This window comes from Vibrio sp. OPT20 (assembly GCF_963889365.1).
In the GTDB taxonomy this organism is placed as follows: domain Bacteria; phylum Pseudomonadota; class Gammaproteobacteria; order Enterobacterales; family Vibrionaceae; genus Vibrio; species Vibrio splendidus.
The window spans coordinates 282316-305790 of sequence record NZ_CAWPOA010000058.1 but is presented as its reverse complement, the minus strand read 5'-3'; the positions used below and the strand labels follow the sequence as shown (position 1 = coordinate 305790).

The 23475-nt window shown below is 44.1% G+C and carries 16 protein-coding genes and 1 pseudogene; 9 read left to right on the top strand and 8 right to left on the bottom strand.

Features of this window, described 5'->3' with window-relative positions; genetic code table 11:
- Positions 1-205, bottom strand: a 205-nt coding sequence (locus AACR09_RS13475) for an Lrp/AsnC family transcriptional regulator (RefSeq protein ID WP_228010575.1), incomplete at its 3' end; no start/stop codon positions are given.
- Between the two features lie 141 nt (positions 206-346).
- On the opposite strand from AACR09_RS13475, the gene AACR09_RS13470 reads away from it, so the two are divergent.
- Entirely contained in the window at positions 347-931 is a 585-nt protein-coding gene (locus AACR09_RS13470; protein ID WP_029406413.1) for a LysE family translocator, read from the top strand.
- Positions 932-983: 52 nt separating this feature from the next.
- Here the strand turns inward: AACR09_RS13470 and AACR09_RS13465 are convergent, their stop codons facing one another.
- Positions 984-1373, bottom strand: a complete 390-nt coding sequence (locus tag AACR09_RS13465; protein WP_193835174.1) for a DUF1294 domain-containing protein — start codon at positions 1371-1373, stop codon at positions 984-986.
- Between the two features lie 157 nt (positions 1374-1530).
- Here AACR09_RS13465 and AACR09_RS13460 point away from each other — a divergent pair, with 157 nt between their 5' ends.
- Together AACR09_RS13460 and pulA are read left to right on the top strand one after the other, a co-directional pair.
- On the top strand, positions 1531-3303 hold the full coding sequence (locus tag AACR09_RS13460) for an alpha-amylase family glycosyl hydrolase (RefSeq protein WP_193835173.1): 1773 nt from the start codon (positions 1531-1533) through the stop codon (positions 3301-3303).
- 403 nt (positions 3304-3706) lie between these two features.
- Positions 3707-7343 (top strand): annotated as a pseudogene (gene pulA / locus AACR09_RS13455) (pullulanase-type alpha-1,6-glucosidase).
- Positions 7344-7938: 595 nt separating this feature from the next.
- Here the strand turns inward: pulA and AACR09_RS13450 are convergent.
- Positions 7939-8769, bottom strand: a complete 831-nt coding sequence (locus tag AACR09_RS13450; RefSeq protein WP_017086579.1) for a MalM family protein — start codon at positions 8767-8769, stop codon at positions 7939-7941.
- Positions 8770-8934: 165 nt separating this feature from the next.
- Complete coding sequence (lamB, locus tag AACR09_RS13445) at positions 8935-10125, bottom strand: maltoporin LamB (RefSeq protein ID WP_017086580.1); 1191 nt, start codon at positions 10123-10125, stop codon at positions 8935-8937.
- A gap of 434 nt (positions 10126-10559) precedes the next feature.
- Here lamB and glgX point away from each other — a divergent pair, with 434 nt between their 5' ends.
- From glgX to AACR09_RS13430, 3 genes are all read left to right on the top strand, one after another.
- Entirely contained in the window at positions 10560-12533 is a 1974-nt protein-coding gene (glgX, locus tag AACR09_RS13440) for a glycogen debranching protein GlgX (RefSeq protein WP_193835172.1), read from the top strand.
- Positions 12534-12786: 253 nt separating this feature from the next.
- Complete coding sequence (locus tag AACR09_RS13435; protein ID WP_193835368.1) at positions 12787-14529, top strand: sensor domain-containing diguanylate cyclase; 1743 nt, start codon at positions 12787-12789, stop codon at positions 14527-14529.
- 128 nt (positions 14530-14657) lie between these two features.
- The gene (locus AACR09_RS13430) at positions 14658-15380 is read left to right on the top strand and encodes a tRNA (adenine(22)-N(1))-methyltransferase (RefSeq protein WP_193835171.1); all 723 of its coding nucleotides are present in this window, start codon (positions 14658-14660) and stop codon (positions 15378-15380) included.
- A 154-nt stretch (positions 15381-15534) separates the two neighbouring features.
- Here AACR09_RS13430 and AACR09_RS13425 read toward each other — a convergent pair whose 3' ends face one another.
- Positions 15535-16479, bottom strand: coding sequence for an acyltransferase (locus tag AACR09_RS13425; RefSeq protein WP_017081796.1), 945 nt, complete (start codon positions 16477-16479; stop codon positions 15535-15537).
- 343 nt (positions 16480-16822) lie between these two features.
- On the opposite strand from AACR09_RS13425, the gene AACR09_RS13420 reads away from it, so the two are divergent.
- The 3 genes from AACR09_RS13420 (at position 16823) to AACR09_RS13410 (ending at position 19241) form a co-directional block, all read left to right on the top strand.
- The gene (locus tag AACR09_RS13420; protein WP_029222565.1) at positions 16823-17626 is read left to right on the top strand and encodes a ferredoxin--NADP reductase; all 804 of its coding nucleotides are present in this window, start codon (positions 16823-16825) and stop codon (positions 17624-17626) included.
- Positions 17627-17692: 66 nt separating this feature from the next.
- Positions 17693-18025 carry a DUF1971 domain-containing protein gene (locus tag AACR09_RS13415; RefSeq protein ID WP_017078571.1) on the top strand — a complete coding sequence of 111 codons (333 nt, stop codon included), beginning with the start codon at positions 17693-17695 and terminating at the stop codon, positions 18023-18025.
- A gap of 223 nt (positions 18026-18248) precedes the next feature.
- The gene (locus AACR09_RS13410) at positions 18249-19241 is read left to right on the top strand and encodes a 2-hydroxyacid dehydrogenase (RefSeq protein ID WP_017081793.1); all 993 of its coding nucleotides are present in this window, start codon (positions 18249-18251) and stop codon (positions 19239-19241) included.
- A gap of 120 nt (positions 19242-19361) precedes the next feature.
- Here the strand turns inward: AACR09_RS13410 and AACR09_RS13405 are convergent, their stop codons facing one another.
- The 3 genes from AACR09_RS13405 to AACR09_RS13395 all read right to left on the bottom strand — a co-directional run bounded on the left by AACR09_RS13405 (position 19362) and on the right by AACR09_RS13395 (position 23270).
- Positions 19362-20234 (bottom strand): patatin-like phospholipase family protein, encoded by an 873-nt coding sequence (locus AACR09_RS13405; protein ID WP_076649263.1) that lies wholly within the window; start codon positions 20232-20234, stop codon positions 19362-19364.
- A gap of 217 nt (positions 20235-20451) precedes the next feature.
- Positions 20452-21903 (bottom strand): catalase, encoded by a 1452-nt coding sequence (locus tag AACR09_RS13400; RefSeq protein WP_102492340.1) that lies wholly within the window; start codon positions 21901-21903, stop codon positions 20452-20454.
- Between the two features lie 200 nt (positions 21904-22103).
- Positions 22104-23270 (bottom strand): glycerate kinase, encoded by a 1167-nt coding sequence (locus AACR09_RS13395; protein WP_193835170.1) that lies wholly within the window; start codon positions 23268-23270, stop codon positions 22104-22106.
- Between the last annotated feature and the right edge of the window lie 205 nt (positions 23271-23475).

The window sequence follows — 23475 nt, the reverse complement described above, 5'->3', positions numbered from 1 at the left end:
TCGAAACATAAGCAATAAAACCAACGCCCATCAGGCCATTATCCAGAACCGCTCGGTAACCTTGAATGATACCTTTACGCTCAAGATCCTGGACGCGTCTTAAGGTCGCAGAAGCCGACAAGCCAATCCGTTCTGAAAGCTCAATGTTGGAGATTCTGCCGTCCAATTTAAGCTCTTGCAATATCCTTTCGTCAAATCTATCCATAAGTACTTATTATTGTGCATTTAGTGATAATAGAGGAAATAAAAGCACATAATTGCCCCACTTTCCACCTACTATGTTTCTCAACACGTGAAAGTCATGACCGGTCAGTCACTTCGTTCATTTTACTGCTGGAGAATCACAATGCCTTTAGAACAACTTAGCGCACTTGCCTTGTTTGCGTTTGTCTCGACCTTCACACCAGGTCCAAATAACATCATGCTCATGACATCAGGAGCAAATGTTGGCTTTGCCCGCACTATTCCGCACATGCTTGGCATTGCTCTAGGGTTTGCTGCCATGTTGCTGCTGGTTGGTTTCGGCTTGATGGGCGTTTTCAACGCATACCCAGTGACGCACCAAATATTGAAATACCTAAGCCTTGCTTACCTCGTGTACCTTGCAATCAAGATAGCATTGAGCGGCAAAGCCAAAAGCAGCGAGGCTTATAAACCAATGACCTTCATCGGCGCGGCAAGTTTTCAGTGGGTGAACCCGAAAGGTTGGTCGATGGCGCTGACGGCGATTTCAGTCTATAGCAGCGGCAGTTCATGGTGGGAGCTTGCAATCATCGCAGGTATCTTCACGCTAGCCAACTTGCCTTCTGTGACCTTCTGGACGGCAGCAGGCAAGCAACTGCAACACTGGCTAACAACACCCGTCCGCATCAAAAGCTTTAACTACGGTATGGCAGGTTTGCTGTTAGCCTCAACGATTCCGATGTTGTAACCAGATAGCTTCCCCAAGATGGTTAGTAAGTGATTACTAGCCATCAGTTTAGTTACAAGTATCCAATAACCTCGCTAAGCCAACGCCCAAATGTCGCCTGCCCGCTCGGTGTTAACGTCCATAAAAATGCTGCTACATTGATTACCACAGTCAGCCAATAAATCGCCCTAAACGGCTGCTTTTGCGTTTTGTGGCGTAGCTTATCTTGAGCGATCAACGCCCCTAACCAGCCACCAGCAACAGACAAAATGTGCAGGGTTTTCTCTGGCACACGCCAATTGCCGTTGATCGCAGCTCGCTTGTCCTTCGCGTATACAACAAACGTCGCTGCTCCAATAACTAAATACCACGCCAACAACACTTTAGAACTTTCCGCAAACAACACAGATACCGCTACCAGAACAAGATAAGTGATAACGATTTGAATAGATGAAGACAACATCAACTCCTTTTGGGCAACAGCTCACATACTGTAGCAATTACGCCCTGTAGATTTTGATAAGGATGAGTAAGGCATATTGTAATTCGGTTAGCCTGCAAAGAATAAACAAGCCCATTCATCCCTACATAACATGATGGAAGTTAAAGGAATTATAAATATGTACAACCAAAAGTACGCCATCTACCAAGTTTTTACGCGTTTATTTGGTAATAAGAACACCCAACATGTTCCATGGGGCACAATCGAACAAAATGGCGTCGGTAAGTTCAGTGATTTTACCGATAAAGCGCTGTCTGAAATTCAAAAGCTCGGAATGACTCATATTTGGTATACCGGAGTGCCACATCACTCCGTCATCAATGATTACAAGCACATCGGGATTTCAGACGATCACCCAAGCGTGGTAAAAGGCCGAGCAGGCTCCCCTTATGCAGTTAAAGATTACTACTCCGTCAATCCGGACCTCGCCAATAATCCTGACCATCGGTTAGAAGAGTTTGAGGCATTGATAAAAAGAAGCCACGACAACGGTTTAAAAGTGATCATCGATATCGTACCGAATCACGTTGCGCGTCATTATCAAGGCTTAAACAACCCACAAGGCGTCAGTGACTTCGGCGCTCAAGATGACACTACACTGGAATACCACAGAGACAATAACTTCTACTACATCCCCAACAGCACCTTTGAACTGCCAGATATAGAGCCCGCCTTTACCCCGCTTGGTGGTGAACAGCACCCTAACCTAAGCTCCCCGTTTATAGAGACGCCCGCCAAATGGACGGGTAATGGCTCACGCTTAACTAAAGCCAATTTCGACGATTGGTATGAAACCGTAAAGATTAATTACGGTGTGCGCCCTGACGGTTCAAAAGATTTCCCTGAGCTACTCAAAGACTATGCCCAACGCGATTACCGAGAGCATCACCAATTCTGGGAATCGGTCGCTGTGCCTAGCTCTTGGGTGAAATTCCGAGACATCGCCTTGTTCTGGTTAGACAAAGGCGTTGATGGGTTCCGGTACGACATGGCTGAAATGGTGCCTGTCGAGTTTTGGAGCTACCTTAATTCATCTATAAAGATAAAAAACCAAGATGTCTTTTTAATGGCTGAGGTGTACCAACCGGACTTATATCGCGACTATATCCACTTAGGCAAAATGGACTACCTCTATGACAAAGTAGATCTGTACGACGGGCTCAAAGCTATCATGCAAGGTAAGGCTTCAACAGCAATCATTCCTGAAATCCAACATCAAATGATGGATATTGAACACCACATGCTGCACTTCTTGGACAATCACGATGAGCAACGCATCGCGTCTCCCGAGTTTGTTGGCAATCCACATGTCGCAAAGCCTGCGATGCTCGTCAGCACGTTATTGAGCAGTTCTCCAACCATGATCTATTTTGGGCAAGAAGTAGGAGAACCCGGTGCAGTGAATGCAGGATTTGGACAGCCCTCACGAACCTCCATATTTGACTATATTGGCGTCCCACAACACCAAAAGTGGATGAATAATGGTGCGTTCGATGGTGAGTTACTAGACGATAACGAAAAGCAACTACGTCACTTCTATCAAAAAGTAATGAACTTTTCGCTTGAGCACTCTTCAATGACTGGTGAATATCGAGACTTACACCAGAGCAATAACTTGAGTGATTCCGTTTACGCATTTCTGCGCTATGACGACCAAGAGGTGACAATAGTTGCTGCGAATTTCAGCCAACATGTCACAGAGAATATTCACCTAACCGTTCCAAATGGTCTTATACGAACGCTCACAATCGCTGATGACAGTTACTTGTTAGATGAACATATTGAAGGGATTCAACGACAAAAATTCACCGTTGAAAAGGGCATTGGTACTTTTAATATCGAATTAAAGCCGCTCGCATCTTTGGTTTGGGTATTATCGTTAGATGAATAACCTATCTATCAATATTAGTTGCCGAACAATTATTACATTTCTAATTGATAATTAACTTAATTCCCAGGTTGAATTAACAGCCTCTCAATTCGATACCTTCCTCACATTAATAAGGATGAGCTCTCATCCTTATTATCTACTCCTAGCTTCTACGCCTTAGGTTATTAATATCGAACATATGAGTTATTGATCCAATTAATTTCACTTAAACCAAATACAAAGTGTGATACTGACACTAGGTTTCCTATTTTTACGTATTAAAAATAACTTTACATATAGCCATCACAAATAGTTGGCCATCATTCGGACTAGGATATTCATCTTCATAAAAAGTGAAATATGGATATCAAACGTGAACAACATAAATATTAATAAGAACATCACTCTACAACGCACCTTTAACATTACTAAAAAGAGAAGTTTTAAACGCTCTACTTTGGCTAAAGCGATTCTGCCTCTCTTCACAGCCACTCTTATCGCAGGCTGTGGTAGCGATAACGACAGCGACACGGACGCTGGCAACAGTGGCTTATACAAAGCAGGCGAAAACGAAGTCGTTGTGTATTACAAACGTGATGTTGCAGCTGCAAGCGCTTCTGGCTCGACTTACGACGACTGGGGGCTTCACCTATGGAATGGCGAAGGTTGCACTAGTACAGATCTAATCGGTATGGGACTAAGCGAAAGCGGTACCAACTGGGAAGCACCTTATGAGCCTGACGGTATCAGTGATACCTACGGTGCTTACTACGTATTGAAAGTCAATCCTGATGCTTCTGACCCACACAAATGCATGAATTTCATCTTACATAATGGCGACGAAAAAGGGTTTGGTAGTGCAAATTCGAAAATCAATCTAATCACGCTTGGCGATTCACAAGGCGTGTTTGGTTTTCATGGCAGCAGTGAGTTGTACTACGACCCAATTTCAGAACGCCCAGTCAATATCGATGGTCAAAAAGCGCATTGGTTGAACGTAGATACTATCGCTTGGGAAGCAGCTGGTAATGCCGATTCTGTGAAATTGTTCTACGCACTAGATAACAGCATCACCATGAACGACAAAGAGATCTTGGGAGGCACTGCCGTTGATCTAGCCAAAGATGGCGAGCTATCCTCTGAATTGAAAGAGCGTTTCCGTCATCTAGCTAGCCTACCTGCTTTATCGATCGATGTTGACGACAACACGCTACGCACCATTTTGAAATCTCAGATAATTCTTGTTGCCTACAATGCCAATGGCGACGTTACCTCTTCAACAGAGGTTCAAAAACCAGGTGTACTTGATGCTGTCTTTGCTGACGAAGACACTGGTAATGCGATGAGTGAAGCATTAGGCGCTATTGTTGAAGGCAGTACGGCTACGTTTAAGCTTTGGGCACCAACAGCACAAGATGTAGAACTGGTCCTATACAGCGAAGATCTGCAAAATTCACAAGTGTTCCCAATGACAGAAAGCACTGAGACGGGGATTTGGGCGACTGACGCGGTACCTAACGCTGTCAACAGTTACTATCGCTACCAAGTGAAGGTTTACCATCCAACCACAGGTAACATTGAAACTCGCCTAGTAACCGACCCTTACTCACTCAGTTTGTCGAAAAACTCGGCATACTCTCAAGTTATCGACCTTAATGATTCAGCATTAATGCCTGAAGGTTGGGCTGGATATGAACGCCCAACGGTAGAAAAAGACGAAGACCACGTACTTTACGAATCCCACCTTCGTGACTTCAGCTTCAGCGATAAGCTCGGCACAAAGAGCCTAAACGGCAAGTACCTCGCTCTCACAGAAGCAGATCGTGAGTCGGTCAAACACCTACAAGCTCTGCAAGATGCAGGTTTAACGACGCTGCATATCTTACCAGCATTTGATATCGCTACCGTTGATGAAGATGAAGCGAGCCGTGTCGATATTACTGACACCGTTGGTAAGCTATGTGATGTAAAACCTACCGCTGCGTTGTGTGGAAGCGAAGACGAAAACAAAGTCATCGAAGATGTACTCGATAATTATGATCCTTCAACAGGCGACGCCCAAGCCCTAATGAACGACCTGCGCATGCTTGATAGCTTCAACTGGGGCTACGACCCATTTCATTACACGGTTCCAGAGGGAAGTTACGCGACCGATCCTAATGGTTCTAAGCGTATTCTAGAGTTCCGTCAAATGGTGAAAGCAACGCACGACATGGATCTTAAGCTGATCATGGACGTGGTATACAACCACACCAATGCGTCTGGCGTGAACGATAAGTCTGTCCTAGATAAAATTGTCCCTGGGTACTACCACCGTCTTAACGTAAACACAGGTGGCGTCGAAAACTCAACCTGTTGTGACAACACCGCGACCGAAAACCTGATGATGGGTAAATTGATGGTCGACTCTCTTAAGGTGTGGGCTGACGACTATAAAGTAGATGGTTTCCGTTTTGACTTAATGGGCCACCAACCAAAAGACGTAATGGTCGAAGCATTGGAAGAAGTGCGCAAAATCGACCCGAACACTCTGTTCTACGGTGAAGGTTGGGACTTTGGCGAAGTAGCGGATAACGCACGCTTCGATCAAGCGAATCAAATCAACATGGCAGGTACAGAAATAGGCACCTTCTCTGACCGTCTGCGTGATGCAGTGCGAGGCGGAAGTCCGTTTGATGGCGGCGTCGATTCAGAAGGAAATCACCCACTTCGCTTTAACCAAGGCTTCGGTAACGCAGCCATTGCCAACGAAGAAACGAAAGTCGATCAAGACTCTATCAACGGCCGTTTGCACAACCAAGATCTTGTCCGTTTAGGTATGGCGGGTAACTTAGCGGAATACGTATTGCTTGATTACAAAGGCGATACCAAGCTGGGAAAAAACGTTGATTACAACGGCGCACCTGCTGGCTACACCAAGATGCCTTCAGAAAACATTTCTTACGTTTCAAAACACGATAACCAAACGCTTTGGGATAACAACGCTTACAAGATCGCGGCAGGTACTAGTTCTGCAGAGCGTGCTCGCATGCAGTCTGTATCGCTTTCTACCGTGATGTTAGGTCAAGGCATACCATTCATCCATATGGGTTCTGAACTACTTCGTTCTAAGTCTATGCAGCGTGATTCTTACGACTCTGGTGATTGGTACAACCGCGTCATGTTTGACGGTACTGACAACAACTGGAATGTTGGCTTACCACGTGAAGATAAAGATGGTGCTAACTGGAATTTGATCAAAACCATCATCGCTGACAGCACGGCTAAACCAGACGCAGACGACATTGAACTGACTAAGCAGCAATTCCTAGAGCTATTAAAAATCCGTAGCTCAAGCGAACTGTTCCGCTTAGACACAGCAGACGAAGTCATGAAGCGTGTCGACTTCCGCAATGTTGGTGAAGATCAAGTTGAAGGCCTGATTGTCATGTCTATCGATGATGGTGTGTCTGCGGGCGACGATCTTGACCCTGCAAATGATGCGATTGTGGCAGTTGTAAACTCAACTAATGAATCTCAATCGTTCAAAATCACAGGAGCGACGGGGTTTGCTCTTCATACCGTTCAACTGAGCTCCGCTGATGGCACAGTGAAAGGCGCAAGCTTTGCCGCTGAAACCTTCACAGTACCTGCATTAACCACCGCTGTATTTGTACAGGCTCAAGGCGATGCACAAGGTGTCGGTCTGCCAGTTGATCTCAGACAAGGATGTATCTAGCATCCCACCATACGGCCAAACAACCGTGTATGTTCGTGGTGATATGAATGGCTGGGGTGCAGCGGATGCTTGGGCAATGAGCTTTGTGGCTAATGGGGTTTACTCTGTAACGGGTACTTTAGAAGCGGGAGACTATGGCTTCAAGTTTGCAGATGCAGATTGGAAAACACCTAACTTTGGTTGTGATTCAGTTGAACTTGCTGATGGTTCAATCGACCTAGGTACTGATGGTAACTGTCAACTAAGCGTAACAGAAACAGGCAGCTACACCTTCACTCTGAATGCGATTCATGAATTAGATGACAATGTCGAAAAAGCGGTCGTTTCGGTAACCAAGAATTAAACCTTATGATTCTAATAAACAGATAATAAAACCAGCGAAAGCTAGCCTTTGGGAGACGTCAGTCTCCCTTTTTTTTGCTCACGAATCACCAACTAGGCCACTAAACAGAACTTCACCTTCTCTTAGCCCTCATCGCATATACCAATTGTAAAAGGATGGACAAGCCATTTAACTGTTAGCTCCGAGCACAGTATGGAGAACCAGATCTAGAACTGCACGTCTAACCTGGGTACTTACTTTATTCGAAATTAGGGTGAGTAACTTGAGCTACAATTAGTAAAATTCACAATCATGAATCAAATAGAAAACAACACGACAGCGCTCTATATCGATAACTCTTAGAAATTAATAGCTAGTGAGTGCTTTATTTTGCACTTTAATTCGTAATGTTAAATCGTAATAATTAAGAAGGAATATACACTCATCAAGCAATGTCTTACTCGAAGTATTGTTTATTCGGACTAATTCATACTCAAATAATGTCCAGTTCCAACTATTAGCCTATAGAAACCTTGCCGTACCATTTGTAGCAGATAATAAAAAAGGACCCAATGAGGGTCCCTTTTGTTAAATATAATCAGTATTTACAATACGATTATTTTTTATTGACGGCTTTTACAAATACTTCTTGTGCGCCTTCAATACCGAGTGCTTTTGCTTCATCTAATAAGCTCAGAGCTTTCGGAATATTATCTTCACTTACTGCCGCTTGAATTGCATTATGGTAGTAAGTTTGTGTCTCTGGTTGAATCGTATCAAGCTTAACTGCCGCCGCTGGTTTGGCATTAAATTTACTTTTTGATGAACCAATTGAGAAGAAGCTCGCTTTATCAATTGTAACTTCTATCTTACCTACATTAGCATTTGGAACTGGAATATCTTCCATTTCAGGCAAATAATTACCACGAGCTTCTGCATCTAAACGAGCAGGGTGAATCACATCAGTAAAGCCATCTAGATCTTGCTGTTCAGTATAGATAACTAAATAAACCGATTCAGACGTCGTTGGCGGGTAAAAATCCTTCTCAGCAACCAAACGGTTCCCCAGGTGCAATCTTGGTTTCGCGTATTTGAAACTACCTTTACCATACCGCTCTAACTCACGACCGTTTTTGTCGTAAATTACCGCATTAGGAACGAACGCCGTCTCATCGATCATGCTTGTGATCTTAATAGAATACTCACCGCGATTTGCAGGAAGCTCAATCGCGACGACTGGGCTATTTATACCTTGGTAGTTTAATATTTGGCTATTTGGTGTTACATCAAAAATTGCCGAGCTTGGCAGCTTCATTGAAGCAAATTGAAGACCAGCAATGGAGTTAACTTGTTCAGCCTGTGCAATTTGCACTTGCTCGATTACTTGCGCAGATTGACAACCGGCCAACGCAACACAGCCACTCAACATCAGAGCTTTAAAATACATAACCCTTCCTTTTTGTTATTTTTTTAAGAAATTTACTAACTTTAATTACCACAAAGAGAACTATTCACCTAGGGAACGATCAACTTAATTGTACATTCCTTAAAAAAATAGCCGACGCAAGCCGGCTATGAATTAGGACAGTTTAGAATTTGTTACGCTAGGTGTTTACCACCAAGCTTCAGCTTGAATACCAACGACGAAGTCAGAGTCGCCTTTGTCACCAAATGTTGTTCCTTCATCATCAGTGATGTAAGAACCGTAAACACGGATTTCAGGACGAGCCCAGAAGCTATCACCCATAGCCCATGCTTGAGCTACTGTAAACTTACTGCCGCCTTGCTTAACTTTAGTTGCTCCAGGTACATCGACTTCACCCGCAGAAATACCACCTTCGAACACAGTTCTCATTGTGTCATCCCACTTATACATAGGACGTACAACAGCTGTGTACAAATCAGAGTCACCTTCACCAGAAACTAGATCCATACCGTGGTGGTAAGATAGCTGATGACCAAGCTCCCAATCTTCACCAAGGTTAATTACACCCCAGTTGATAACACGGAAAGCACTAGCATCGTTGTAAGTACTCGTACCACGATCATACCAAGCGCCAGAACCAAATTCTGCAACTTGTTTACCGTAACCACTAGTACCATATTGAAGAATCGTCTGGTTAAAACCATTGCTTAAACCTTGGTGCAATATACCAGTTACCATTAGACCATCATCAGCATCCTGAGTTTTATCATCTTTCTCAGTAGCAAAATTGTATGCTAATGCAACTTCCAGTGAAGTATCTTGAGCTAGTTTTATATTTGCTAAACGGACATCTGCAATATAACCTGTGCTATCTGCAGTCTCACCATCTTGAAGAACAGCCACAGATAGTTTCTGATCGCCTAATGAAATGTTTTCAATACCACCACCAGTACCTGATGTATTCAAAAAGTAGAAATCGGTAATATGAATATCTTTACGTTGGTAATATGTTTTACCGGCCCATAGTGTCGCATCACGGTCAAACGCTAATACACCCTTTGCTTTTACTGCAAACTGTGCCACGTTGAAATCTCCGTCTTCCCAGCCAGCTGCGCCATCATTGCCTTGAGCAATCATAGACTCAACACGCCAAGTTTGCTCACCTGATTCAAGCTCTTCAGAAAGGCCAAACTCATAGTAATTGTCGTTTTCGTTACCTAGACGACCAATACCATTCTTCATAAACGATACATCACCTTCGCCATTACCACTAATACCAATACCAGCACGCATGTAACCATTAAAATCTACAGCGAACGCAGAGCCAGCAGCTAATGTAGTTGCCACTGCAGCAGCAATCAAACTTACTTTTTTCATTCTTAACTCCATTAAGGACGATTTATTTTAGGTTTTTATATTTTTGCTCTCTTGCGACAACCAAAGGCAGTAATGGCGGACGTAAGATAGAGAGGTTTAGGGTTGCCCCTGATTCGTTTCAACGGAGTCAATATTAAGAGGGGATGACAAGTTTGACTTCCTCCGCCCCTAAGTTAATTAAGGGGGACTAGAGGGGAGTAGAAAATATACAGAACGGTGTTTTAAAGAGGTAGATCACTTAATCTAGGAGGAGTAGACAGCACACAGATCTAATTATTCGATATAAGTGCGATCTAGTTCAAATATATAATTTGAACTTCATCGGTAAATTATTTTTTTAACAATAATTATTCTGTGAAGTTGCTTGACCTTATTGTGACAAAGCTTTTTACTTATAGTTCACTGATGTCGATAAACGAACAAGAAATCAAGCAATGACTAGAACGCTCGATCGCCCTTATCCACTAGGCGCAACGCTAGGTAACACTGGCTGCAACTTCTCAATTTATTCTCCTGACTGTAAATCCCTTTCCCTCGCTCTCTTTGACGAGAACGATGAGTTCACCACTTATAAATTGGAAAATGAATACGCTGATATTCGATATGTGTTCATCGACGGAATAAAAGCAGGACAAAAATACGGCTTCATTGCTGAAACTGAAAATGGTCCAATCTTACTTTCAGACCCTTACGCTAAAGCAATCAACGAACCGCTCGATTACGCCACGCCATATACCAATGAAAAAAGCTTTTCGATGGCGAAATGTGTTGTTATTGATGACACTTTCGACTGGCAAGATGTAGACAAGCCGCGTATTAGCCGAGAAGAGACCGTTCTTTTTGAAACGCATGTAAAAGGCCTATCTAAGCTTCACCCTGAAGTCGCGACCCATACTAAAGGCCGTTACTTAGGGTTAGTTAGCCCTGAAATGCTCGCGTTCTACAAACAGCAAAATATCAACTCTCTACAACTTTTACCTATTGCTGCATGCATGCATGAGCCTCACCTACTAGATATGGGGAAAGTGAACTATTGGGGTTACAACCCATACTTATTCATGGTGCCTGACCCACGCTACGCCGAAAAGGACGCCGTGAATGAGCTCAAAACTGCGATTCGCGAACTGCACCGTAATGGCATCGAGGTCATTCTAGATGTCGTGTACAACCACACAGCAGAAGGCGGTGAAGGTGGAACTACCTTCAACCTAAAAGCACTGGATAGTCGCTACTACATTAAACATGGTTGTCATTACGCGAACTTTACTGGTTGCGGTAATACAGTCGACCTAACCCACCAGCCAGCACTCAACTTAGTGATGGATACGCTTCGCTATTGGGTTAATGAGTTTAAAGTTGATGGCTTCCGCTTTGATTTAGCAGCAACGCTAGGCCGTGAAGGCGATAATTACAATCCTGAGGCCGCTTTCTTCAAAGCCGTTGCTCAAGATCCGGTACTTAAAGAAACCAAGCTAATTGCAGAACCTTGGGACATCGGCCCGAACGGCTACCAAGTCGGTAATTTTCCGTTAGGTTGGAATGAGTGTAACGACAAGCTCAGAGACATTACGCGCAGCTTCTGGCGCGGTGATCAAGGCTATCTGAAAGAGTTTGCAACTCGCTTGATGGGATCGCGCGACATCTACAGTGCTGCTCATTGGCCGTACAAATTGACCGTCAACTACATCACTTACCATGACGGCTTCACCATGCAGGATCTTGTTTCTTACAAGCATAAGCACAACGATGAAAATGGTGAAAACAATCGCGATGGGCACGGCGACAATCGCTCTGAAAACTATGGCGTTGAAGGCGAAACCGAGAACCTCTTGGTCGTCGCAACACGTGAAAAACAGAAGCGTAACTTCATGGCAAGCCTGCTGTTCGCCTTTGGTATTCCGCATATTTTGACGGCTGATGTGCTATCTCATACTCAAAAGGGTAACAACAACGCTTACTGCCAAGACGGCGTAACCAGCTGGCTGAACTGGGAAGATTCAGAGCGTAAGACTTACTTCAAGACTTGGCTGTCTGAGATGATCTCCGCACGTCAGCAATACATGGTGCCTTTTATTAAGGCATTCAGTGGCGAAAAGCGTAACTCTAACCGCATCTTCTGGAGCCGTGTCGATGGCACGCTTATGGAACATGATGATTGGAACCGTTTAAGCTCGGTTGCGTTGCATTTAGGTATTGGTAAAGATGGTGACGAGTTGATTTATCTGATCAACCAAACCAACGCACCGGCGCGTTTTTCTTTACCTAGTGACCGTGAGCAAAACTGGGTGACTATCTGCGATACTAACCTACGAAATGTAAAACCAGGTCATGCTGAAGGTGAAATGCTGTTATCTCCAGCTTCAATGGCGATTCTGCACTATTCGCCAGACAAGACTGATTTAAGTTAAGTTAAAAGCTAAGCTAGCTTAATAAATCACCAGAAACCATAGGAGCCAGTTATATTTATAACTGGCTTTTTTGTTAGCCGAATATCACAGAAATCATTCATTTATATGGAATCATTTGCATTGATGTGATTACGAAAACTGTTTAGTATGGCCGTACTATAAAAATGAATCTATAACGTCTTTGGATATCATGGCTTTACCTAAAACATTAATTCGGCTTTTTAAACCATACATTATTTTATTAACTGGAGGGATGCTCTATCTTGCTGTGGCTCAGCTTGAAAAAGTAGAAACAGCAGCAACCGAACAATCATCATCAAATATTCGAATCGCAAGCTCCACGATTCGTTCCAACATCGAAGCCACATTTGGCAAGCTCTATTTTCTAGAAACCAGTCTAGGCTTACCTAAAACGGCTCCAATCGGTGATCGAAAATTCAGAGAACTGAGTGATAACATTCTAAAAAGAACACCTAACTTCTCCGATATCGTTCGATACCAACCTCAAACCCAACAATATATATCAAGTCGTGGCTTACCTCTTTCCAATGAACAAGTTGGCTCCATCAAATGGAACCCAATAGACAGTGTTGTTGACGATTTTTATATTTCTTCTATTTATCAAAAGCCCGATAGTCGTTGGGTATTCGCGGTAAAACATACAACGGAAAGATTGAACGAAGAGATATGGATTGAGTTTGATCTATTGCACACGACCCAAGGATTAAGAGACCTAAAAACGCTTAATCACGGCTATGTGTTTGTGGTTGATCGAGCAACAGAACGACTTGTCTTTCACCCTAATCCGAAACGTATCGGCTCTAAATCTATCAGCTACCACGCTGGAATAAGCCACCAACTCTCGCAAGGCGAAACCGTCGGTAAACACGAATACTACTATCAAGATAACTTCAAAATATCGGTATTTGACGCTGACAATAGCTTGAACTGGGTGTTCATCGCCGGTACCGATCGTCACGATATCCTAACCAGCTCATATCAATTCACATTAACTGGTGTCGTACTTGGTTCGCTGATTCTGTTGTGGGTTGGGGCAAACTATTTGTCTTATCGCTTGAACGTATCTTTGTCTCAACTGAATAAGGTCGATGATCTCGTAAGCTTTAAACGAGAGTTGAAATCCATACTGGCTAGCTTTACTTACCAAAAAGGCATTCAATTCTGTCTCTATCAGCCTGAAAACCACGCATTCAGTACCATCGACTATCACGGAAACAAATCAACGGTACATTGTGACAAAGCCCTTGCAGAACGATTTACACCAGACACCATGGCTTATCGAAGTGGTAAGTACGCCGATCCACTGGCATGTAAACTCAAAATACACCAACGTCACTACTGCATTCCTTTGCACTCTCGCAAACAGTTGGTCGCAGTACTTTATGTGAACGCGAACTTACCGATCAGCCAGAGTATTCTGCGTATGATCAGAGATTACACCGAGGTCTCGCTGTCTAACTTACTGCTCCACCATCAATTGAGCAGTAAAGACCTGATGACTCAACTGGACAACAAAAGCAGTTTCAATATCGCACTGGAAAACTACGCCGACGAGCCAGATACCTATGTTGCTCTGCTCGACATCGATAACTTTGACCACGTTAATCGCGCCTATGGTGAAGCGGTCGGTGACAAGATGATCAAGCTGACTGCAGAAGCGATACGCTCATACTTCCCTAAGCCTAAAGGGCTTTGTCTTGCACGTATTGGAGGCAAGGAGTTCGCTGTATTGTTCAAAGCAAATGATGTGAAGGATGCCAAATTCCAGCTGGACCAATGTCGAATTGGAGTTAGTGAGCAAGCCATTGCCACACCTGATATTACGTTATCATTAGGTGTCAGCGTCGGATTCTCGCAAATAGAAGGTGAAACAGATTCGGCTTTAGCGCTTGCAGAACAGGCGAAACTCATCGCTCAGCAGCTCGGAAAGAACCGAGTGGAAGGGCATATAAAGGCTGTCGCGCAAGCTTCATAACACGCCATAGATTCGTATGTGCACACAAAGCACCTAGGATTCACACCCTAGGTGCTTTTGTTTTTCTAGAAAGTCATTACAATGCGCCTTCGACACGACAATATTCCCTTTCTAACGACACGAATCTTATGAAGCTCAGCAACCGACTGCAAACTCTCCGCTCTCTTGTCAGCAATGACTACCAGCATATTTGGGACTGTTGCTGTGATCATGGCTTTTTGGGTGTTCAACTGCTGTCGGATAATAAAGCGCCTCAGATTCACTTTGTCGATATTGTCCCGTCTTTGATGAGTGAGCTTGAAGGAAAGCTAGCGCGCTACTTTCCACAAAGTAATAAAGCCGAACAAACGGTTACCAGCCAATGGCAAGTTTACTGCATGGATGTCGCCGCTATTCCGCTCCAGAAACATACTGGTAAACACCTGGTTATTATTGCCGGTGTGGGTGGCGATCTGACTCAAAAGCTCGTCGACGACATTCATCGCCAGCATCCAGACAAAGATATCGATTTTCTGCTTTGCCCAGTCCATCAGCAGTTCGAGCTAAGAAGCTATTTAAAAGCGCTCAAGTTCGGTCTTATTGATGAAGTGCTGATCGAAGAAAACCGTCGTTACTACGAAATTTTATTGGTGAGTAATAACCAAGGCGAAGCTGAAAAGAACCAAGCTGTTAGTGAAATATCAAACGTGGGTGACAAGATCTGGGCGCCGAGTTGCGAACAGCAGTTACAGATATCTCAGCAATACAAAGCCAAAACATTGCAGCACTACTTACGTATCCATCAAGGACAAGAGAAGCAAGGTAAGCCTAGCGAAGTGAAGCACATCATTGATGCTTACCAAGCGATTTAGCCCTCACATGTTCTGCATGTAGCATTGATTCTAATGCCACTAGATTATAGTAAGTACTAACTCTATCGTTTACCTCTGATACAGCCAATTCAATAAAAAAGCCGATAGTTCAGTGAACTATCGGCTTTTTTAATGCTATCAATTTGGTTTGAGCTTACTGCTCTTGTTTCTTGTGAACCGCATCAGGCTCATCAATCGTTTCAACCTCACAGACCTTATCAACCCCATAAACCGTATCGAGATACTCGTCTTTCTCTTTCCACGTGTTGTTCAACCAACTGTGGAAACGGCGCTTAAACGCTTTGTCTTCAAAGTAATTGCCGTTCACGTTCTCATCCATCGGATGCAATTTAATACGCACGACCACCTTTTTCATCTTACCTTTCAGCATGTCTTCAAACGGAGATGTCTGATTCTCTGGATAAGCCAGAGTAACATCGACGATACCATCTAAGATTGGGCCCATCGCAGACAGAGCAAACGCCACACCGCCGGTTTTTGGCTTGAGTAGATGTCGATACGGTGTTTTCGCTGTCGCCAGCTTCTCGTGATTTGCACGTGTCCCTTCGACAAAATTGACCAATGTCGTTGGTGCCCATTTGAACTTAGTACATGCTTTGTTGATCGCGTCGAAGTCATCATTACGACGCTCAGGGTTACGAATCAAAAACTCACGCGAGTGACGTCTCATGAACGGCATATCCAAACCCCAACAGGCCAATCCAACAAAAGGAACATACAGCAATTCATGCTTAAGGAAGAACTTAGTCATCGGCATCTTGTCTTTCAAGATTGAAGACAAGATAACGATATCCGCCCAGCTCAGGTGATTCGACATCATCAGGTACCACTGCTTGGTCGAGATATCTTCCCCCCCTTCGACTTGCCACTCGATATCGTTATTCACATTCAACATCCAAAGGTTAAGCGAAGCCCAACACCAAAACGTGAAATTCGCTAAACGAGTACATGACTTTTGAACAATAGAGATTGGAAGAATCAGTTTGATGAGGCCAAAGAAGCTCACGGTAAACGCAGTCATTGCGGTATTGATAGTCACGAACAATACGTTCAAGACCATACGAAGATTATCAAGCATAAAACACGGCTATATTGAGATCGAAAGCCGACATTATACTCATCTGTAAAATATTCTCTTTAGTAATTGGTTGAATACTCTGGGGGTCAAACCACTGTATCAATTTTGGTCTGTGTCCATAGAGCAATTCATCGTTCTTAATCACAAGGAATCACATCAAAAAACAATAAAGATGTCATTTAGACACAGCAAGCATAGAGTCTATTTGACATCATTCAAGTTCATTTTCACCGAATCGTCAGTATTGATAAGCATTCTCATTAATGGCATGGTACATGCAACTCCAAAGTGTAAATAGTTGAGTATCCTTAATGAGATAACTTCTCTAAGTAAAGGTGATGATATGACAGATATTCCTCATGGTTTGGTAACTGGCAAAGTCTTACATAAAACACAATGGACAGATCAACTGTTCTCGCTGCAAGTCAGTGCTCCCGTCTCTCCCTATCAGGCGGGTCAGTTCACGAAACTTGGCTTGCTTAACAGAGAGGATGAGTTCGTAAGGCGAGCCTATTCAATGGTGAATGCGCCAGAGCACGAACAAGGTCACCAACACCTGGAGTTTTTGATTATTAAGGATCAGAACGGTCAGCTTTCACCTCAACTTCATGAGTTGAAGGTAGGCGATGACATCTTTGTCGGCAAAGATCCAAGCGGCTTTATGACCTTAGATGAGATCCCAGAGATCGCCGACGATCTATGGATGCTTTCAACCGGGACTGCCGTTGGGCCTTTTATCTCAATGCTCGAAAGCATGCAGATACAGCAGCAAAACGGCTCAGATGTCGAAAAAGTAATGTCATTCAAAAACCTTGTACTGGTTCATGCCGTAAGAACAGAACAAGACCTGACTTATCGAGACCGTATCACTCAACTCGTTAATCACTTCCAAGGGAAACTACAATATGTGCCAATTATTTCTAGAGAATCAGTCACCGGAACTTTGCGCGGACGAATCCCAAGCTTGTTACTTGGAGGCGACCTTGAGCAAACCACGTCTGTCGCTTTCAATCAAACCCGCAGTTTTTTCTACCTTTGTGGCAATCCGCAAATGGTTCGCGACACAAGTGAAGCACTAACCAGCTTAGGTTTCGAGAAGCACTTACGCCGAAAACCCGGCCAATTCAGCAGTGAAAACTACTGGTAATCACGGTCACCAATTCCATCAAAGCTAAAGCTTGTATTCAAAATACAGACAGATAAGAGGTTTTATATGAGTCATTTACGTATTCCGTCACACTGGAAAATTCAACGTTCAACGCCATTTTTCACCAAAAACAACATACCGGCTGCGCTTCTCAATCATCACAATACCGCTGAGGGTGTATTCGGCCAGATCTGTGTAATGGAAGGCACCGTCACTTTCTACGGTTTTGCCGATGCAGACGCGACAGAACCAGAAAGTGTTACCACAATTCGAGCTGGGCAATTTGCCACAAGCCCACCTCAATATTGGCATCGAGTAGAGCTGAGCGACGACGCGCAATTCAACATTAACTTCTGGTCAGAAAAAGAGGCCAAGAAGATGTTCAATACCCGAAAGTAAGATCCATTCAATATTGATGAACTTATAAGCAAGCTACTTCGTAGTGTGATTTCCGATGTTCAAAAAGTGATGATAGAAGATCAAATAACCATAGTGATTACAGTGACTAATGGTGATAGACAAGACAAAAAAACTCTAGCACACTGGACAAAGTTATTAGTTTTAATCCCGTTTCAGATAATGAATCAGTGGGTTATTTATATTTTAGGTAAGAGAGGAAGCCATGCTCAACATTGCTTTTTTTAGCTCAAAATCATACGACGAAAAATCATTTGAACTTGCAAAAGGCGAACTCAACGCCGAGTTCCATTTTCACGATTTTCGACTCACTACAACAACAGCAAAAATGGCGCACGACAACGAAGTCGTTTGTGCGTTTGTAAACGATGACCTATCGCGAGATGTGCTAGAGATTCTAGCAAAAGGCGGCACTAAGCTGATTGCGATGCGCTGCGCGGGCTTTGATAAAGTCGACTTAGACGCAGCCAAAGAGTTTGGTCTGCAAGTGGTTCGCGTTCCTGCTTATTCTCCCGAGTCTGTAGCAGAACACACCGTCGGTATGATGATGTGTTTGAACCGCAAGTTGCACAAAGCATACCAACGTACTCGTGATGCGAACTTCTCTCTTGAGGGACTAGTTGGCTTCAACTTCCACGGTAAAACCGTTGGTGTAATTGGTTCAGGAAAGATTGGCTTAGCGACGATGCGTATTCTGAAAGGTTTAGGCATGAACATCTTGTGCTACGACCCGTACCCGAACCCATTGGCAAAAGAGCTGGGTGCTAAATACGTCGAACTCGACGAGCTTTACCAAGAATCTGACGTGATTTCTTTGCATTGCCCAATGAGTAAAGAGAACTACCACCTGTTGGATGCAACGGCATTTGGCAAAATGAAAGATGGCGTGATGATCGTCAACACCAGTCGTGGTGAACTGCTGGATTCAACTGCTGCAATTGAAGCACTCAAACAAAGCAAAATCGGCGCGCTTGGTCTTGATGTTTACGACAATGAGAAAGAGTTGTTCTTCCAAGACAAATCTAACGACGTGATTGTCGATGACGTATTCCGTCGCCTATCCGCTTGTCACAACGTATTGTTCACTGGTCACCAAGCCTTCTTGACTAAAGATGCTCTGTTCAACATCGCCAATACAACGCTCACCAGCGTCGATGCCTTCTTTACTGGCAACACCAGCGGCAACGAACTCGTTTAATAACAGATTGAGTTAATAGCTGGCTGAGTTAATAACAGACCAGATCTACAAACACAAAGCCACGCTATTCCTAAGTGAACAGCGTGGCTTTTTCGTTTATCCAGTATTCTAAAACCGTTCCTAGACGCAGAAATGACAATCCTCGGTATCCAAACCATAAATGCCTTTACGAATGGCCAGATGCTCTGCGCCAGCCTTCACACCCATTTGATAACCTGTATCCAAAACAGTTTGATCCATAGTGAGTCGCTTAACCGCAAACGCTTCTGGCGGCGCAATCACCTTGATGGTCGCATCTTTTGGAGGGTTACGAATGAACTCCAAAGACTGGTTATAGTTTTCAGCACGCACTGCCATCGATTCTGCAATGTTAGGGAATTTCTTTAATAGTTTTTTCAGCATCCATTGGTGCTTTTGAGGCTTCATTCGGTAACTCAAAGGATGAGAAAGAATCACGGTAATGTCTCGCGCACCACGTCGGTATGCTTCACGCACCGGAATTGAATCGGCTACGCCACCATCGGTATAACAACCACCAGAGAAGCACGGCGTTTCACGATAAGCGATAGGTAAAGCGGTTGTCGCTTCCACCACGTTAGAGAGGTTTTCTGGCTTGATATGGTAGTAGTCTGCACTGCCTGTATCGACGTTTGTTACAGCAGCAATGAGTGGGATACTTGAAAACAGCTCACCACAATCGAGTGGATAACGTTGGTTAGACTCATCCCACAACCACTTCACGTCCACCAAGTTACCGCCTTTAGCAAAGCGAGTTGGATTAAAGAAAGTTTTGTCGGTCGCCATCGTGGTGATCACATCATAACTGCGTTTTGGTGCATGAGATAAGTAACCAACCAGATTCGACACACCTGCAGATACGCCGATGGCAAAGTCATAAGGACGGAAATCGTCTTGCATAAAGGCGTCTAAAACTCCGGCAGCAAAAATGCCTCTCATTGCCCCACCTTCAACGATTAATGCGCTCTTATTCATCTCAAATTCTTCTACTTTATAAACTGATAGTCGTAGAATAATCCGATCGTTCTTACAAAGATAATGGGATAAATTTATCAATTCGATAGGTAAAAACTATCAAAGTGAATAGTTCAACTTTTCAATGATTTAGGGTTGCTTGATGATCAGCGAGATCAAAAAAGGCCATCGAGTGATTCACTCAACGGCCTTTCGATTAACGAATCAAGATGATTAATTACGACTTAAATTCGCTCACGTCGATTTCAAGCAGTTTACCAATGCCTTCACCGTATGCAGGGTCTGCTTTGTAACAGTGTCTTAGGTGACGCAATTGAATCTCTTTTGGTACGCCGCCTAGGTTACGAGCAGTGTTATCAAACAGAATCGCTTGCTTCTCTGGTGTCATTAGGCGGAACAAGTCACCCGGTTGCGAGAAGTAATCTTCATCTTCACGGTGATCCCAGTGCGCTGCAGCACCATCGAGGTTCAATGCTGGTTCAGCGAAATCTGGTTGCTCAGCCCATTGACCTTCGTTGTTTGGCTCATAACCCAATGTGCTACCAAAGTTACCATCAACACGCATCGCACCATCACGGTGGTAGCTGTGTACAGGGCAACGAGGTGCGTTCACTGGGATATGCTGATGGTTAACACCCAAACGGTAACGCTGCGCATCACCATAAGCAAACAAACGACCTTGCAGCATCTTGTCTGGTGAGAAGCTGATACCCGGAACCACGTTGGCAGGATTGAATGCCGACTGCTCAACTTCAGCGAAGAAGTTTTGTGGGTTACGGTTCAATTCAAACTCACCCACTTCAATTAATGGGTAATCCGCATGAGGCCAGATCTTAGTCAAATCGAACGGGTTATAAGACACTTTCGCTGCATCCGCTTCTGGCATCACTTGCACTTTCAACGTCCATTTAGGGAAGTCTTGGTTGTCGATACTGTCTAACAAGTCGCGTTGGTGGCTTTCGCGATCATTACCGATTAATTGTCCGGCTTCTGCATCAGACAGGTTTTTAATACCTTGCTGAGATTTGAAGTGGAATTTCACCCAGAAACGCTCGTTGTCTGCGTTAATAAAACTGAACGTGTGGCTACCAAAACCATGCATGTGACGGTAAGTCGCAGGGATACCACGGTCACTCATCACGATAGTGATTTGGTGTAGAGCTTCCGGCAAAGAAGTCCAGAAATCCCAGTTGTTCTTCGCGCTGCGCATATTGGTGCGAGGGTCACGCTTAACCGCGTGGTTTAAGTCTGGGAACTTAAGAGGATCACGAAGGAAGAATACTGGCGTGTTGTTACCCACCATATCCCAGTTGCCTTCTTCAGTATAAAACTTCAATGCAAAGCCGCGGATATCACGCTCAGCATCAGCGGCACCACGCTCACCCGCAACTGTTGTAAAACGTGCAAACAGGTCGGTCTGTTTACCTATTTCAGAAAACAGTTTTGCCTTGGTGTATTTGGTAATGTCGTGCGTAACAGTAAATGTGCCGTAAGCGCCTGAACCTTTCGCGTGCATACGACGCTCTGGAATGACTTCGCGGTCAAAATGCGCCATCTTTTCTAAAAACCAAACATCTTGAAGAAGTTGAGGACCGCGCTTACCCGCAGTTTGAACATTCTGGTTATGAGCAACAGGACAACCCGCAGCCGTAGTTAGTTTTTTACTCATGATCTATTCCTTAAGGTCCAAAGGTGCAGCAATAGTGAGTGCACCTTGATATTTATACTGGCTTCCTTTCAAAAGCCCCTAAAATACTATGGATATAGAATAGACCTCTAATGGCATAAAATATAATCGTTTGTATTTATCGTTATAATCTATAAAACCTATTAATCGGCCAACTTAGAAACCACGATGTGACACACTGATTAGCTCAGTATCTTTCTTCCTAGCTTGAGCGTCGCTGCTATATTTCTTGCCGTTCTGGTTAGATTCATTTCAGCCTCCTGCAGAACTTGGTCAAGTGACTGAGGAGAACGAACCGTCCCGAACAAGCTGCTCATTTCACCATATAAAGCTTCGACTTCAGTACCTAAAGATCCTGCAATTCCTATGGTGGGAATACCTTGTAAGCTCGCACGTTTAGCAATGCCATAAGGTGTTTTTCCCTGTAGCGTTTGGTTGTCCATTTGCCCTTCGCCAGTAATCACAAGGTCAGCACCTTTCAGTACTTCATCGGCTTGAAGAACATCAAGCACCATCTCAATCCCCGGTTTAATCTGCATATTAAATAGCAGACCAAGTCCCATCGGCGTGCCACCAGCCGCGCCATACCCCGTGCGGCTGTGAACGGGTTCATCACCAACACAACCTTGCTTTTCTGAGATTTGAGCAAAATTCGCTAGCGCCTTATCAAGCAGTAAGACTTGTTCAGGCGTCGCCCCTTTTTGTGGGCCGAATACGTGGCTAGCACCGTTGTCACCACACAGTGGATTATCAACATCGCACGCGACGATCAACTCGATACCAGCACAGCGCGAATCTAAGCTGGTAAGTTCTATTGATGCGAGTTCTGCAAGTGCAGCACCACCCCTACTCAGTTCTTGTCCTTTGCTGTCCAACAAGCGACCACCAAGCGCCTGAACAATACCCGTTCCACCATCATTGGTCGCACTGCCACCCAATCCAAGAATGATGGTTTGAGCACCCTGCTCTATCGCTTCCAAAATCAATTGCCCTGTGCCGAATGAAGAAGCAATCAACGGAACACGCTGCTCTGGTTTCAATAAATCCAAGCCCGATGCAGCAGCTATTTCAATCAATGCCGTTTTGTTCGGGTTGCGATCGGATGGTTCAAGCATCGCCCATTCAGCATTAACCAATGCGCCCAATGGCCCTTCCACTTGATGGATTCGCTTTTGTCCTGCTAAACCTTGTAGCAATACATCTACCGTACCTTCGCCACCATCAGCCAAAGGCAAGGTCACGTAGTCAGCGTCAGGGAAGATTTCACGAAAGCCCTTTTCAATGCACGCCGCCACCGATACAGCCGATAAAGATTCTTTAAACGAGTCTGGTGCAATAACAATTTTCATAGAAGCTGGCTCCAATACTTCACAAATATCTACCAAGAAATAGTCTAAAAACAACAAAACCACTATATAGAAGAGGGGGCAATTGTGCGTATTTCCCTTTCCGAATTTGACCAAAACCTCAGATTTCAACGCCACTATTTTATATTCAGTAAAGTTACTGTTTGCTCATAACCCATATTTTGACAAGTTTGATCCCGCCAAATTA